The organism is uncultured Lentibacter sp. (assembly GCF_937123735.1).
In the GTDB taxonomy this organism is placed as follows: Bacteria; Pseudomonadota; Alphaproteobacteria; order Rhodobacterales; family Rhodobacteraceae; genus Lentibacter.
The window spans coordinates 35,925-51,112 of sequence record NZ_CAKZKL010000038.1 but is presented as its reverse complement, the minus strand read 5'-3'; the positions used below and the strand labels follow the sequence as shown (position 1 = coordinate 51,112).

The 15,188-nt window shown below is 59.8% G+C and carries 15 protein-coding genes; 3 read left to right on the top strand and 12 right to left on the bottom strand.

The genetic code is table 11. From position 1 onward, the window contains the following. Nucleotides 1-26: 26 nt before the first annotated feature. The 12 genes from Q0478_RS12245 to ugpC all read right to left on the bottom strand — a co-directional run bounded on the left by Q0478_RS12245 (nucleotide 27) and on the right by ugpC (nucleotide 12,680). Entirely contained in the window at nucleotides 27-1,148 is a 1,122-nt protein-coding gene (locus Q0478_RS12245) for a cobalamin-independent methionine synthase II family protein (RefSeq protein ID WP_298679667.1), read from the bottom strand. A 37-nt stretch (nucleotides 1,149-1,185) separates the two neighbouring features. Further along, complete coding sequence (locus Q0478_RS12240; protein ID WP_298679665.1) at nucleotides 1,186-2,151, bottom strand: cupin domain-containing protein; 966 nt, start codon at nucleotides 2,149-2,151, stop codon at nucleotides 1,186-1,188. 147 nt (nucleotides 2,152-2,298) lie between these two features. After that, nucleotides 2,299-3,273 (bottom strand): ester cyclase, encoded by a 975-nt coding sequence (locus tag Q0478_RS12235; protein WP_298679664.1) that lies wholly within the window; start codon nucleotides 3,271-3,273, stop codon nucleotides 2,299-2,301. Beyond that, complete coding sequence (locus Q0478_RS12230; RefSeq protein WP_298679662.1) at nucleotides 3,270-4,289, bottom strand: LacI family DNA-binding transcriptional regulator; 1,020 nt, start codon at nucleotides 4,287-4,289, stop codon at nucleotides 3,270-3,272. Before Q0478_RS12230 ends, Q0478_RS12235 begins: the two co-directional genes overlap by 4 nt. Next, nucleotides 4,289-5,053, bottom strand: coding sequence for an SDR family oxidoreductase (locus Q0478_RS12225; protein WP_298679660.1), 765 nt, complete (start codon nucleotides 5,051-5,053; stop codon nucleotides 4,289-4,291). Before Q0478_RS12225 ends, Q0478_RS12230 begins: the two co-directional genes overlap by 1 nt. Then, nucleotides 5,050-6,123, bottom strand: a complete 1,074-nt coding sequence (locus Q0478_RS12220; protein WP_298679658.1) for an ester cyclase — start codon at nucleotides 6,121-6,123, stop codon at nucleotides 5,050-5,052. Before Q0478_RS12220 ends, Q0478_RS12225 begins: the two co-directional genes overlap by 4 nt. After that, a complete protein-coding gene (gene hisD / locus Q0478_RS12215) occupies nucleotides 6,110-7,441 on the bottom strand; it encodes a histidinol dehydrogenase (RefSeq protein WP_298679656.1) in 1,332 nt (443 codons plus the stop codon). The genes Q0478_RS12220 and hisD overlap by 14 nt, the downstream gene beginning before the upstream one ends. A 21-nt stretch (nucleotides 7,442-7,462) precedes the next feature. Further along, nucleotides 7,463-7,990: an ester cyclase gene (locus tag Q0478_RS12210; RefSeq protein ID WP_298679654.1), complete on the bottom strand. Its 528-nt coding sequence runs from the start codon at nucleotides 7,988-7,990 to the stop codon at nucleotides 7,463-7,465. Nucleotides 7,991-8,068: 78 nt separating this feature from the next. Beyond that, nucleotides 8,069-9,223, bottom strand: a complete 1,155-nt coding sequence (locus tag Q0478_RS12205) for a carbohydrate ABC transporter permease (protein WP_298679652.1) — start codon at nucleotides 9,221-9,223, stop codon at nucleotides 8,069-8,071. Between the two features lies 1 nt (nucleotide 9,224). Beyond that, nucleotides 9,225-10,247: a carbohydrate ABC transporter permease gene (locus Q0478_RS12200; RefSeq protein ID WP_298679651.1), complete on the bottom strand. Its 1,023-nt coding sequence runs from the start codon at nucleotides 10,245-10,247 to the stop codon at nucleotides 9,225-9,227. Between the two features lie 88 nt (nucleotides 10,248-10,335). Beyond that, nucleotides 10,336-11,541: an extracellular solute-binding protein gene (locus Q0478_RS12195; RefSeq protein ID WP_298679649.1), complete on the bottom strand. Its 1,206-nt coding sequence runs from the start codon at nucleotides 11,539-11,541 to the stop codon at nucleotides 10,336-10,338. Between the two features lie 89 nt (nucleotides 11,542-11,630). Beyond that, entirely contained in the window at nucleotides 11,631-12,680 is a 1,050-nt protein-coding gene (gene ugpC / locus Q0478_RS12190) for an ABC transporter ATP-binding protein (RefSeq protein ID WP_298679647.1), read from the bottom strand. Between the two features lie 118 nt (nucleotides 12,681-12,798). On the opposite strand from ugpC, the gene Q0478_RS12185 reads away from it, so the two are divergent. The 3 genes from Q0478_RS12185 to Q0478_RS12175 all read left to right on the top strand — a co-directional run bounded on the left by Q0478_RS12185 (nucleotide 12,799) and on the right by Q0478_RS12175 (nucleotide 15,158). Then, a complete protein-coding gene (locus Q0478_RS12185) occupies nucleotides 12,799-13,803 on the top strand; it encodes an ester cyclase (RefSeq protein WP_298679645.1) in 1,005 nt (334 codons plus the stop codon). Further along, entirely contained in the window at nucleotides 13,800-14,684 is an 885-nt protein-coding gene (locus tag Q0478_RS12180) for an amidohydrolase (RefSeq protein WP_298679643.1), read from the top strand. The genes Q0478_RS12185 and Q0478_RS12180 overlap by 4 nt, the downstream gene beginning before the upstream one ends. Before the next feature lie 159 nt (nucleotides 14,685-14,843). Next, complete coding sequence (locus tag Q0478_RS12175) at nucleotides 14,844-15,158, top strand: helix-turn-helix transcriptional regulator (RefSeq protein ID WP_298679642.1); 315 nt, start codon at nucleotides 14,844-14,846, stop codon at nucleotides 15,156-15,158. Nucleotides 15,159-15,188: the final 30 nt, after the last annotated feature.

Here is a 15,188-nt window from a genome sequence, read left to right as displayed (position 1 = left end):
TTTCAAGAGGGTGAGCAGAGAGTCGTTCATGTGACGCGCGCAGCCCCCTCTGACAGGGCTTCCAGTTTGGCATAGGCAATCGCAGGATCGACCGCGCCAAAGCCGGCAAAGGTTCCAAAGCCGCAGTCAGAGCCGGCAATAACCCGCTCCTGACCGACGATATCGACAAAGCGGCGGATGCGCTCGGCCACAAGTTCGGGGTGTTCGACAAAGTTTGTGGTGGTATCGACCACACCGGGGACAAGCACCTTATCGTCAGGGATATCGGCCTTGCGGTCGCGGAAGACCGCCCATTCGTGGCCATGGCGCGGGTTGGAGGTTTCAAACAGCACATAGCGCGCATCGGTGCTCATGAGCGTGTCAAACATCTTGCTCATGGGGATGTCGCAGCAGTGCGGGCCTTCGTAGTTGCCCCAGCAGATGTGCACGCGCACCTTCTCGGCAGGCACATTTTGCAACGCATGATTCAGGGCCTCGACATGGCTAGCGGCAACCTTGATGAACTCTTCATCCGTCAGCTCGGTGAAAAGCATATGGCGGCTGAGCGCCAGATCGGGGCAGTCGAGCTGCAAGTCGAGGCCAGCGGCGACGATGGTTTCGTATTCATCCTTCATCGCATCGGCCAGCGCGGCGAGATAGGCCTCGCGGGATTTATAGTGATCGTTCTGCAAAAAGAGCGAGATCACACCCGGCGAGGCGGCATTCATGAAGCCGCCTGCGATACCGTGATGGGCCATTGCGCCTTTGAGATTGGCGATGTCCTTTTCCAGCTCGCCTTGCCCCTTTGACTTTACCTCGCCCACACACATGGGGCGCGCGTATTGTGGCGTGCCGCCATCGTTGGCGAGGCGCTCAAGGAAGCTTGGAAACATCTTCAAATCCGCAGGCGCGTTGCGCGGGCTGTCGCCGTCAAAGCCTGTGTAGCGGTCTTTGACATAGGTGGCGTAGCTGATTTTGGAGGTTTCGCCATCAGATACAATATCGACGCCTGCGGCCTTTTGCTTGGCCACGGTTTCGCGCACTGCGGCGGTCATGGCGGCGTCAAAGGCGGCTTGGTCATAGGCCTCGCCACGCTCACGCGCAAAGATGAAATCCACCACCTCCTGCGTGCGGGGCAGAGAGCCGACATGGGTTGTCTTGATCGTCATGGCCTGTCCTTTCAGTCTTTGCGCGCTGCTGTGGCGTTTAGCCCTGCCAGGTCTTGCCGGCGGGGTCGTCAGTGGCGACGATGTGATAAAGCGCGGCGTCGCCTGTCATAGAGGGCACGGCAGAGTGTGCGAGATTTTCGGGCACGGACATGGTATCGCCCGGAGCGAGAGTTGCCTGGCCGCCGTCCCACTCCACGCGCCAGTGGCCCGTGACGGGCATGAGCACCGAGGGGCGCGTGTGAGAATGCTTGGCCGCTGTGGCGCTGCCACGGGTGATGAAATCAACCTCAAAGCCGGGTCTATCGCGCAAAAGGCCCTTTTCGCCAATGACTTTGCAGGGCTGACGGTCGGCCAGCGCGACCATGTCCCAGTAGCGCGCCACATGGTTGGGCAACACCTCGGCCGTGGTCGGCTCGGGGCGTTTGGCCAGCTCTTCGGGCGACATCACGGGCATGGGTTTGACCCCTTCGGGCAGCTTTTGCTGGCGTTTGGTGTCATAGAGCTTGCCGTTTTCGCCAAGGATGAGGCCGTGGTCGGCTGCGTTCTCAATTACCTGCGGTGCCCACATGACACCGCCGCCAGCATCATCACCGCCAAGAATGGCCATGATCATACCGTAATCGTCACCGATGTTTTCAAAGCCACGGAAGATACCTGTGGGGATGTTGAAGATATCGCCCTTTTCAAGCGTCACTTCACCCGCATCTCCCCAGCGCCCCCAGAAGAAGCGCCACTTTCCAGACAACACAAAGAAAGCCTCTGCGGTGTGATGATCGTGGAGCGAGTTTGTCACCCGCGGCGGCTGGCCTGCGGCACCGATGTTGAAGCCGTGCGGGATGCTGATGTGGACATGTTGGTCGGGGCTTTCAGACACGCCGCCACCGATGATTGTGAAGTTTTCTTTCTGATCAGAGCCCGGCGTGTGGGCGTCGATGAAGGCGGTTTTGCAAGGCTGCAAGTCGCCATAGCGAACGATGCGGGCTTCCATCTCTTGGGGTGTCATTGTGGTGTCCTACTCTTTCAAAATGTCTCGTTTGGTCTGTCTGCACAAGGCTGCGCTAGGAGCCGGGCGGATGCAGATTGAGCCGGCGCGCGCGCAGGCTCGCCAGATAGCCGTGACGGCGTTTGAGAGATTTTGATTTGAGTGGCATCAGAGAGCGCCTGTTTTGAGCAGGATCTGTTTCCAGACCGAGGTTTCATCATAAAGCGTGTATTCGCGGCGCAGGCCCCAAGGGCCAAACTCTGCGTGGCTTGCGCCCATGATGTAGACCTCAGCGCCTGTCGGCTCGCCGTAGATGCCCCAGCCGTCGTGCTTGCCGTGCAGGCTCCAGCGGATGGCGGCGCGGGGCGGCATCATGGCATCATCCCGGCCGATCTGGTGCTCGATGGTGAACTTGGCGTTCGGGAAGGAGGCGCGCAGGCCCATCCAGAACTTGTCTGCCCCGTCATGGCTGAGGGCCGAGACTCCACCCGCGTATTCAAGGTTTGCACCACGGTCATATTCCTTCGGGATCACGGTGAAATCGGCGTTCATGATGCGGGTGAGAATGTCGGCGTATTTTGCGCCCCATGCGTTGTCATTGCCGCGCCCCTTGTAGGGGCCTTCAATGTCGATCGCGGGGGTGAAGGGTTGCACGCAACTCTCAGGGCCACCTTCCCGCGCGATGAGGTCGCGGGCATAGGCCTTCGGCTCCCAGCCGAGCTGACGCACGATTGCGCCTTGGTCGCGGATCAGCCATTCGTCGTTGATCTGATTGTTGATGGCGTGGCAGTCGGCGATGATGCGGTAGCTCAGGCGCTTGCCCGTGGCCTTGCCGTAGACACCATCATTGGCGTGGGTCGCTGTGGAGTGCAGGCGGTGCGACGAAAGCATCCCCTCCTCCGGTGTGCCTGACCAGATCACATCTTCGCCAAAGAGCGTGCGGTCGGGGAACTCGTGCAGGGTGGCCATTGTGGCGGCGATCACGCCTTGGTTGCCCTTCACCACAGAGGCGGGCGAGCGCACGGGGATGTCAGGCGCGTAGTATTCGTGCAGCGTGGCGATGCCACGGTCTTCCCAGATTTCCTTGGTGATGCCGATAATGTAATCGGGGAAATCGGTGAAGCGGTTTGAGAAGCCTTTCATGGGGTTTGTCCTTTGGGCAATTTGGCTGAGCCGCGCACGACAAGCGGGCCGTCAATACGGACTTGTTGGGGCGCGGCTGTGTGATCTTCGACCTGGCTGAGCAGAAGCGAAACGGTTTGCGCAACCATGCGATTGGCGGGCTGGCGCACAGTTGTGAGGCTATAGGCCGGCCAGGCGGCCATTGGCACGTCATCATAGCCGATGACCGAGACATCCTGAGGGATAGAGAGGCCCAGCTCGTAGCGCAGCGCATCCATCACGGCGAAGGCCATGTGATCATTGGCGACGAAGACAGCTTCGGGGCCATCGCTCGCAAACATCCGCAGGGTCGCCTCGCGCGCGCCCTGCATGGTGTATTGGCCCACTTCGCGGCTGTGCAGCGACAGGCCCGCTTCTGCCAGAGCCTCTGTAAAGCCAAACTCGCGGTCCCGTTGCGTGGAAGCGCCTTCCCAGCCCGCGATATAGCCGATTTTGCTATGGCCAGCGGCGAGGAGGAACTCGGCCGCCTTGCGCCCGCCAGCCACGTTGTCTGACGTGACAGCGGAGATTTCGGCGCTGTCTTGGTCGCGGTTGAAGAGCACGAGCGGCACACCGGCAGCGGCGCAGCGCGCCGTGAGATCAGAGGAGAGCGCAACAGAGGCGGCGACGATGCCATCCACCTGATAATCGAGGATTTCGGCCACCACACCGTCGATATCACCCGCAGTTTGCGAGGCCATGAAGATCAGCACATGATAGCCCTCTGCCTGCAACGCATTGGAGAGGCGCTCAAGGGCAACGGGGTAAAACTGGTTGTCAAGATAGGCCACCACCAGCCCAATGATACGGCTTTTGCCCGAGACCATGGCGCGCGCCAGAACATTGGGGCGATAGCCCAGCTCCTTGGCGGCCTTGCGCACCTTTTCTGCCGTCCGCGCGGAAGCCGAAGCGCCCGGCGTAAAGACACGGCTCACGGCAGACTGGCTGACGCCCGCCTTGGCGGCCACTTCGGCAGAGGTGACTTTGAACTGCGGCATCAGTCGGCTGTCCAACCTCCGTCCACGAGGAGCGATGTGCCCGTGACCAGCGCCGAAGCGGGCGAGGCAAGGTAAAGCACAGCGCCCATGATATCTTCGACCGCCCCGACACGGCCCAGCTTGATCTTTTCCTCGATCCACGCCACGCGGGCAGGGTCTGCGAAGGTTGGTTCGGTCAGCGGTGTGCGGATGAAGGTGGGGCAGATCGTATTGATACGGATGCGCGATTTGCCCCATTCGATGGCCATGGCCTTGACCATGCCTTCCAGCCCAAACTTGGAGGCGCAATAGACGGCGCGGTCTATCCCGCCGACATGGCCCATTTGGGAGGAGATGTGAATGATGCTGCCTTCGATACCGGCCGCTTGCATGGATTTCGCGGCCCACGCCGAAAGAAAGTATGCGCCGCGCAGGTTGATGTTCATCACGGCGTCAAAGTCGGCCGGCTCTGTCTCGGTGGCGGGGCCGTGCTTGGCGTAGCCGGCGGCGTTGACGATGATGTCAAAGGGCGCTTGGCTTTCCAGAGCAGCTTCGATAGCCCCGAGATCGGACACATCAAGCGCCAGCGCTTCGGCTGACCAGCCCTCGGCGGCCATTGCGGCCACTGTCTCATCGAGCCGCGCCACGCCGCGCGCGGAGCAGACCACATGCGCCCCCGCCTCGGCCAGCGCCACAGCACAGCCCTGACCTATGCCAGAGGATGCGCCTGTGACGAGGGCGCGCTTGCCAGCAAGGTTCATGGAGGGGGTTTTGGGAAGGGTCATTGGTTTTGTCCTGTCGGAATGTTCAGAGGGGCGATGTGGCGCACCTTATTGAATTCCCGCAGGCGCGCAAAGACATCAACGCCGAGCTGCTCATAGGCGTGCAAAAGATCAACAAGGACCCAGTTTTCGCGGATCTTGCCGTTCTCCAGCCGCCAAAAATCGAGGCTGCGCATGGTGATTTTCTTGCCCGAAGGCGCGATGCCCATCCAGCCATCATGGGTGACCGTCTGGATCATGTTTGGCCAGCCCGTTACGGCGGCATAATTGCCCTCGCCAAAGAAGTGATAGGTGATGTCTTCCACATATTGGCCACGGTCGGGCATCCCGTTGAGAAAGGGGATCTGATGCCAGTTGCGAAAGCCTGAAACGCCGCGCCCGGTGCCAATACCGGCGGGGCCATACCAGCTCATGCGCTCATGCCAGAAGCGCTCCATTTCCATGACGTCTGGGCCGCCTTGGGAAGGGTGGCGCTTCATATGCTCCAGCATGTCAATGATCAGATCTTTGGAGGCTGTGCTTTGCGCCACATCGTAGGGCGCGGTCTGGATGCCATCGTTTGTGGCGGGTGCCGGCACGTTCCACTCGCGGCCGAGCGAGGGGGCCATGGGCCAGGCGCGCGCCTGCATCATCAGCTCGGGGATATCCCAGATCGCCTGAAACTCGACAATCTTGCCGCCTTCCATGCGGTAGAACTCGTGAAAGCGCACATGCGCCATATGGCCTGTGGGCGGAATGTCGAGCCAAGGCGCGGTGAACGTGCCGCAGTAATAGCCGCCGCAGCCGACCCATTCGGCCCCGTCATCATCAGGGCCAGCCATGACGATATAGTCGCGGCGCTCAAGGTCGGGGAAAGCCGTTAGCAGCGGCGCATAGGCGCGCGCGTAGAACGCGTCTGGCCCCGTGCTGTCTCCCAGCGGGTGGCAATGGTGAAACACCGCATCAGGCGCCGCAGCCGCAGAGAGGGCCGCGCGCACAGCGCTTTCAGAAAAGTCATACATCGCGGCTCTGAGGGGCGCGATGACGGCTTTGTTTTGGGTTTGCAGATCCATCGGAAGGTTACTCCGCCGCATCGCGGTAGGGCGCGCCTTCGCCGTAAGGCACGTTGAGCCCGCCGTAGCGGCGCACGCGGATGTTGCACTGCTCGGCATGGCCCACGAAGCCTTCGAGCATACAGAGCCGCGAGCCGTATTCGCCGATCATCGTGGCCGCCTCATCTGTGAGCACGCGCTGGTAGCTGTGGGTTTTGAGGAATTTGCCAACCCAAAGACCGCCTGTGTAGCGGCCTGCCTTCTTGGTGGGCAGGGTGTGGTTTGTTCCGATGACCTTATCGCCATTGGCGACATTGGTGCGCGCGCCGAGAAAAAGCGCGCCGTAGCAGGTCATATGCTCAAGGAACCAGTCGTCGCGGTCTGTCATCACCTGCACGTGCTCAGAGGCGATATCATCGGCCACCTCAAGCATCTCTTCATAGGTGTCACAGACAATGACTTCGCCGTAGTCTTCCCAGCTTTTGCGCGCGGTGTCGGCTGTGGGCAGGATCGTGAGAATACGCTCGACTTCGGCCATGGTTTCGCGCGCGAGTTTCTCGGAGTTGGTGAGCAGAACGCAGGGGCTGTTGTAGCCGTGCTCTGCCTGCCCCAGCAGATCGGTTGCGCAGAGCTCGGCATCGGCGCCTGTTTCATCGGCAATCACCATGGTTTCGGTCGGGCCCGCGAAGAGGTCAATCCCCACACGGCCAAAGAGCTGGCGCTTGGCTTCGGCGACAAAGGCGTTGCCGGGGCCAACGAGGAGATGCACGGGGTCGATTGTCTCTGTGCCGATCGCCATCGCGCCGACAGCCTGAATGCCGCCGAGCACATAGATTTCATGTGCGCCGCCAAGGTGCATGGCCGCAATAACGGCAGGGTTTGGCACGCCGTTAAAAGGCGGGGTGCAGGCGATGATGCGCGGCACGCCCGCAACAGAGGCGGTGGCGACAGACATATGCGCGGAGGCCACCATGGGAAACTTGCCGCCCGGCACATAGCAGCCGACAGACTGCACGGGGATGTTCTTGTGCCCGAGGATCACGCCAGGGAGCGTCTCGACCTCGATGTCGAGCATGGAGTCGCGCTGCGCCTGCGCGAAGTTGCGGACCTGCTCCTGGGCGAACTTGAGATCGGCCATTTCCTGCGGCGTGACCTGCGCGATGATCTCTTCGATCTCGGCCTCTGAGAGACGGTATGTCTCGCGGTCATAGCCGTCAAACTTGTTGGCCAGCTCGCGCACCGCCGCATCGCCGCGGGCCTCGATATCTTTCAGCGTGGCGGCAACCGCATTGGCGACCTGTGCGTCGTCTTCGGCGCGGGCGGCAGCGGGTTTGCCCTGTTTGAGATAGGTGATGCTCATGGCTCTTTTCCTTGCGTCTTTTTAGTGCGGTTGGGGCGGCTTGCGCGCGCCCGTGTCAAAACTCTCCCAGCCTTCGCCAGCAAAAACATCATGGCCAAGCTGCGCGAGAACATGGGGAAAATCGACCATCACATAATTGTCGGTGATCTTGCCGTCTTGCACTTTCCAGAAGTCCATATAGCGGATCTCGATGCGCTTTCCGGTGGCGGGGATACCCATGAATTCGCCGTGGTGGGTGGCCTCCTGGCGGCCAAAGGCAGCGGCCCATTCGCCCATGAAGAGGCGGGCCTCATCAATGCAGACCTTGTCACCAAAGGCGGCTTGGAAGGGCTTTTGCCAGTTGTCCTGAAATTCACGCAGCCCGTTTTTTGTGCCGCAGCCGTAGTTGCCCATCCAGCGGAAGCTCTCGGCGAAAAACTCGCCGATGTCGCTGATGCGATGGTCATTGAGGCCGTCAACCATGCCTTCGATCACCGCTTTTGTCTCGGCGGTTTTGCCAAGGTCGGTGTCGCGGGTCAGGGTTGCTTGCTCGGGGCGTGCGCCTTTCATCTTTTTTCTCCGTTTGTGCGCGCCATGCTCTGGTGCGGCGGGGTGGGTGGGAGCCGTGCCAGAGCATGGCCCCCTCTGTTAACCTTTGACAGCGCCAGCGGTCAGCCCGCTGACGATCTGGCGTTGAAACACCATCACCAGAAGGAAAAGCGGCGCGGTGATCGAGACAGCAGCCGCCACCGCGACAACCTGATCGGTGGTGGTGGTTTCCATGTTGAACATACCGGCAATGGCCGGAACCATGGTCTGGTTCTGCGCATCCAGCAGCAGCGATGTCACCAGAAAGTCGTTGTAGCCCAGAAGGAAGCTGAACAGCCCCGTGGTGATCACCCCGGGCCACATCACCGGCATGATCACGCGGCGGAAGGCCTGAAAATGCGAGCAGCCATCGACACGGGCCGCCTCATCAAGCTCGGCGGGAATGTTCTGAAAAAACGAGCGCAGCATCCAGATTGTGAAGGGTTGGTTGATGGCCACCAGAACGGCGATGACGGTCCAAGGCTTGCCGTAAAGCGTTGGGGCGTTTTCGCCGAGGAGAGGCGCAAGCCACTCTGCCGAATTGATGACAACAGGCAAATAGCCCGCAACCAAAACCGAGGGCGGCAGCGCGCGGAAGACCAGCGCGACGATGAGAATCCAAAACGCGAGATTGGAGCCGGAGCGCGCAAGGCCATAGCCCGCCAACGTGCCCACCGTGAGCGAGATGGTGACAACCCCCGCTGTCACCAGAAGCGAGTTCTGAAAGTTGCGCGAGAAGCCGCGATCGACCCAGACGGTTGTATAATGCTCTGTCGTGAAACCGATAATATCACGGCCCAGCGGGCCGAGCGACGGGCCGAGAGAAGACGTAATCCAAGGCGCAACACCCAACATCAGCACAAGGAACATGACCGCAAGCGCCAGCACGCCAATGCCCCAGCCGATGGCCTGCGCGCCAGCGGGCGCATAGCTGCGCACAAGGTTTGGCAAGCGCTTGGTTGTGATCCAGGCGGTGAGCCAGACGATACCGATGAGCAGGAGAATATCGAGCGCTGAAACCCCCTTGCCCGTGGCCAAAGTGCTCGGCCCAAAGATCACGCTCAAGGCGCTTTCATTGAAGGCATCGACCGGTGATTTGAAGCTCATCACCAGGATCCAGAAGATCGGGAAGGCCGCAACGAGACACCAGAAGGCGAGGAAGCTGCCGGAGGCCAGCTTGAGGCCAAAGGAGGGCTGCATGGATTTGGCGCTCATGTCAGTGGCCTCCTTTGTGTTCGCGCCATGTGCGGCGCAGCGGTGCGATGAGCAGAAGCACGATGCCGATCATGGTGAGCATGGCGCTGGCCGAGGCGCGGCTGATCGAGCGGTTGCCGGCCTGATCCGGGATAAGGAAATCATAAGTCAGCCATTGCAGCGAGATAACGTGCCCCTGGCTGGAGAAGCCGACGACCTCTTCAAACACGCGGTAGCTGTCCATTAGGTGGATCATGGTCACAAAGACAATGAGCGGCATGAGATGCGGAATGACCACATAGCGCAGGCGCTGCCAGCGCGAGGCACCATCAATCACGGCGCTTTCGAGGCTGTCTTGGTTGACCGTCTGAAGCCCTGCGTAAAAGACAATCGCGGCAAAGGGCGCGACGTGCCAGACACGGTAGAGCATCATCAGGATTTCGATTGTCCAGGCCTGGGCAAACATAGCGATATCGCGGGCCAGCCACCATTCAAGCGTGGCGGTCAGAATACCGTCGCCGCGAAAGAGCCAGTTGATCGAGAGCGCGCCGATGACGGGCGTGATGATGAACGGCAACAGCGAGACAAAAATGACAGGCCCGCGCACACGCGCAGAGGCGTTGTTGATCACCAAGGCAATGAGCAGGCCAACGCCGAGCACAAGCGGCAGGGTGATCAATGTGAAGGTCAGGGTGAAGCGCAGGGCTTTCCAGAAATCGATGTTCTGAAAGGCCTGCCAGCTCCCCGTGGCCAGGGCCTCTTTGGCGCGGCCAAGCTCCAAAACATTGGCGTAGCTTTGCAAGCCGACAAACCGGCGAATTTTGATCAGCTCGCCGTTTTCATCAAGCTTGGGGACAGACTTTTCTTCAGTGATGCAGGTCTGTGTGAGAAACCCGGGGGTGCAGGTTTCAACCTCGACGATCTCGTAGACAGGTTGGGTAACATGAAAACTCTGGCTGAACACACTTGCCAGCGGGAACGCAATGAACAGGAGCATCATGAAGATTGACGGCCCCACGAAGGCGGCGAATGTCTTGAATGGCATGGATCTACCTTCCCAGATTTGCCGCCCTTTTGGCGGGGTGTCAGTGGATCAGGGCCGCACCAAAAGGCGGCGCGGCCCTAACGGTTTCTTATTTCACAAGGCCAGCTTCTTTGGCGGCTGTGGTATAGGCAGCTTCGATATCGGCCAGCGTTGTGGCGGCGTCTTTGTCACCATTGAGGTAAGCTGCGATGCCGTTGCCCAGCGCTGTGTGCATGATGCCCATAGGGCCAGAGGCCGGGTATGGGCGCGCACCAGCGGCAGCGGTTGCCGCCGCACCGGCAGCCAGCGGACCAGCTGTAAAGCCATCAACCAACCAGACGGCGGCATCATTGTTCGCCGCGATCACGTCGGGCTTGAGGCCCTCCATAGCAACTTTGAAGGCCGCTTCGGCCTCTTCATCGGTGATGTTCGCCGCGATCACGATGCCATCCCACCAGAGCGAACTGGCAGGGGCCGCAGACCCCATGGGCGCTGCCGCCATCGTGACTTTGCCAACAACCTGGCTTTCGGCCGCGTCATTCATCGCACCGGCGCGTGAGGCCCAGAGGTTGGCCATGGCGATTTTGCCTTGCTGGAACTGCTGCTGCACATAGGTGGAATCAGAGACAAGGTATTCAGGGTCCATATAGGCTGTGAGCGCTTTCATCACCTCAAGCGCGGCCATACCTTGCGCGTTGTTGATGTTGGGCATGTTGCCCTCACCAAAGAACTCGCCACCTTCCCCGAGGAAGTTGTTCACGAACTCTTCTGCAAGGTTCCAGCCGGTCTTGAATGTGCCGCCAATCGGATAATCAACCACGCCGGCTGCCTTGATCTTGTCGGCGGCGGCCATCATTTCGGCGTAGGTCGTTGGCGCGGCGATTCCGAGATCGTTGAGGATATCTTCGCGATACATCAGGTGCTGCGCATTGACCATCATGGCGATGGCGTAGGTTTTGCCATCAATCTTGATCATCTGGTTGGGCTTGATGCCGGCACCGTATTTGGCGATCAGGTCATCCAGCGGGCGGATTGTGCCTTCGTTGAGCAGCGGAATAAGCGTTGCGTTGGCCACACCACCGATGTGGTAAAGCGAGGGGTTGGCCGCGAAAGCCGCTGGCTGCTTTTCCTTGAATTCCTGATCAAGCGAGGCTTCGAAATTGCCACACTCGGCCATCGCATCGGTGACAACTTTCCACGCCTCAAAGCCCGCTGACAAAGATTTGAGCGGAACAGTGTTTTCAAACGAGCAGGCCATTGCACCTGTGCCCAACAGCGAGGCGACGCCTGCGAGAAGAAGATGTTTCAGTTTCATTGGTAACTCCCGGTTTTTTGTCTGGTCTGCCGTCGACGCGCAGACCTTGGTGATACGCCCTTTTTTAGGGGCGCTATGGTATCGAGGGGTCAACACTCAATGCGCTTGCCGCTTGCTGTATCAAACAAGTGGCAATGATCTTGTGGAATCTGGATATGCACCGTCTCGCCGATCTTGGCGCGGAAGGTCTTGTCGGCCTTAACAGAGACAAGCGCGCCGCCGATGCGCACGGCAATCATCGTTGCGTCGCCCAGAAGCTCCATTGTATAGACGGGCGCAGTGATCTGACCACCGCTCTCAACAAGGCTGGCGTCTTCGGCGCGAAAGCCGAGGGTGATGTTGCCATCAGGCGCCGTAAGGCCCGCGACTTCGGTGTGCTGCGCGGTAAATTTTCCGCCTGCAAGCGCGCCCTCAATGAGGTTCATCGCAGGGGAGCCGATGAAGCTCGCGACGAAAGTATTTGCAGGCATATCGTAGATTTCGGTCGGGCTGCCAACCTGCTGCACAATCCCTTTTTTCATCACGACAACACGGTCGGCCAATGTCATCGCTTCGATCTGGTCATGGGTGACATAGATCGTGGTGACGGCGAGTTCGTGACTGAGGTTCTTGATCTGCGCACGGGTAGACACGCGCAGCTTGGCATCAAGGTTTGAGAGCGGCTCGTCCATCAGGAACACATTGGGCTCGCGGACAATTGCACGGGCGAGAGCCACGCGTTGGCGCTGCCCGCCAGAAAGCTCGGCAGGCTTGCGGTGCAGGAAATCATCGAGCTCAACCATGGCCGAAGCGCGACGGACTTTTTCGTCATGCGTGGACGGGTCCACCCCACGCACCTTCAAGGGAAAGCGGATGTTTTCGTAAACGTTCATATTGGGGTAGAGCGCGTAGCTTTGGAACACCATGGCGACATCGCGGTCCTTGGGTTCAAGTGCATTCACCACTTTGCCGTCGATCAGAATTTCGCCTTCGGTGACATCTTCAAGACCGGCGATCATGCGCATGGTTGTGGTTTTGCCGCAGCCTGAGGGGCCAAGCAGCACGAGGAACTCGCGGTCCTGAATTGTCAGGTCAAAATTATCGACACCAACAAAATTGCCCCACCTCTTGCTGAGATTGCGAAGCTGAATTTCGGCCATGTGCCCCCCTTGCAGAGCGTGTTGCATACGCTTGCAGGAACAGTAGACAAGGCCGCTGCATTTTGGCAAGGTATTTTTGCAAGCGTATGCAAGCGCCGCAAAGAGGCAGGAGAAAAGCGTGGATTTTCAGAGCGAAAAGCAGGTTGTGCGCGACTATTACGAGGCGCTGGAGCGGGCTGATGTGGCCAGTTTGGCCGATGTTCAGACCGAATTTTATGCCGCAGAATCACTTTGGCGCGGGTTTCATCCGTTTGATGAGATCACCTCCCCCGAGGAGGTGGCCAAGCGGTTTTGGGCCCCGCTCAAGACCAGTCTGAGCTCGCTTCAGCGGCGGATGGATGTGTTTATGGCGGGGCAGAATACGCTGGGCGGCGGGGTCTGGGTCTGCTCGATGGGGCACCTCATGGGGCTGTTTGATGGGGCCTGGCTTGGCATCCGCCCAACGGGCAAACTCGCCATGCTGCGCTATTGCGAGTTTCACCGCGTTGAGGGCGGCAAAATCGCCGAGACGGCGATGTATTTTGACATTCCACATCTCATGGTGCAGGCAGGGCAAAACCCGTTTGGCCCACAAACAGCACAACATATGGTGCAGCCTGGCCCGCGCACCCACGACGGGTTGATGTTTGAACCGCAGCCCGAGGCAGAGGGCATCGCCACCATGGCCGCGATTGACCGAATGGTGAATGACCTAGGCACTTGGGGGCTTGGCCTGCCGCTGGAAGAGGAATTGCGGCGCAGCTGGCATGAGGACATGCTCTGGTGGGGCCCTGAGGGCATCGGCGCGACCTATACGATCCCGCGCTATGCCAAACAGCATTCCGGCCCGTTTCGCGCCGCTTTCGCCGAGCGCTCCAAAACACAGCATATCTGCCGCATGGCGGAGGGCAGCTATGGCGGCTTCTTCGGCTGGCCCAATTTTACGGCAGTTCATAAAGGTGGTTTCATGGGTCTTCCTGCGGGAAAAGAAAAAGGGGCGTTTCGGGTGATTGATATTTATCGGCGGGAGGGGGGTAAATTGGCTGAAAACTGGATATACATCGACATTTTACACTTCCTTAAGACGCAGGGCGTTGATGTTTTGGGCCGGCTTCAGAGCATCGGCACGGGCAGCCTAGAATGATCGATTCGCACCATCACCTCTGGGATCTTGCCGCCGTGCATTACCCCTGGCTCATGGCCAAGGGCGAGGCCCGCTTCTTTGGCGACCCTGCCCCGATCCAACGCAACTACCTGCTCCCCGAATTTCGCCATGATGCCGCCGGATTTCGCGGCTCGGTGCATATTCAGGTGGGCGCGCAAGACGCAATGGCAGAAGCCAAATGGGTGCAAAGCGTGGCCGAGGCCGCGCCCGACTGGCCGCTTGCGCAGGTTGTCTTTTGTGACCTGACCGCGCCAGACATCGACGCGCAACTCACGGCTTTCAAGGCCCTGTCCACCGTGCGCGGCGTGCGCCAAATTGTCGGACGCGCCCCCGAAGAGGACGCGGCGAGCGGCACAAACGCCTTGCTGCAAAGCGCTGATTTCAAACGCGGTTTGCGGGCTGTGGCCAAGGTGGGCCTGAGCTTTGATTTGCAACTCACGCCACCTTTGATGCAGGCCACCGCAGAGGTGCTGGCCGACATACCCGAGCTGCCCGTGGCGCTCTGCCATGCGGGCAGCCCGTTTGACAGAACGCCCGAGGGCCTTGCGCTTTGGGAAAAGCAGATCGCGCCATTGGCCGCCCTGCCCCATGTGCGCTGCAAGCTTTCCGGGCTTGGCATGTTTGACCACAGATGGAGCGTGCAAAGCATTGAGCCGATCGTAAAAACCGTGCTCAACCAGTTTGGCCCCGCGCGGGTGATGTTTGGATCAAACTTCCCTGTGGACAGCCTCTATTCGGATTACGCCACGCTGATTGCGGCCTATCAAAAGCTCATTCCTGAGCCGATGAAAGCCGCGGTTTTCAGCGAAACGGCGCGGGATTTTTACCGGCTTCGTGAACGCTGCGCACAGCAGGGTTAACAAGCGCAAAAAGGCCGATTCGGGGGGGGTGACATGCGTGCACAAGGCGTGCACCGGGCGTACACCGCCTGATGCGCCTTTTGGCCTTGAGGAAAAGGTAAAGGCAGCGCGCGCCGCAAAACACTTTGACAAAACTAGTTTTGTGGTTTTAATGGGCGCATGATGACCCAATCTTCCACTGCCCTCGCCCTGGCCGCACTTGGCCATGAAACCCGCCTCGCCATTTTCCGCTTGCTTGTGAAGGCCGGGCAAGACGGGTTGAACGTGGGCGAGATCGGCCAGCACTTGGGCATGGCCCCCTCGACATTGGCGCACCATCTGGGCGCGCTGGTGGAGGCAAAGCTGGTGACGCAAACGCGCGCGGGGCGGCAGATTCTGAACCGTGTGGATTTTGCCATGATGCACCAGACGGTTTCGTTTCTGACATCGGAGTGCTGCGTTGGCGTTTCCCTCACACAGGAGGATGCGGCTTGAAACCTGTGGCGCGTTTTTTTGGCTTTAACA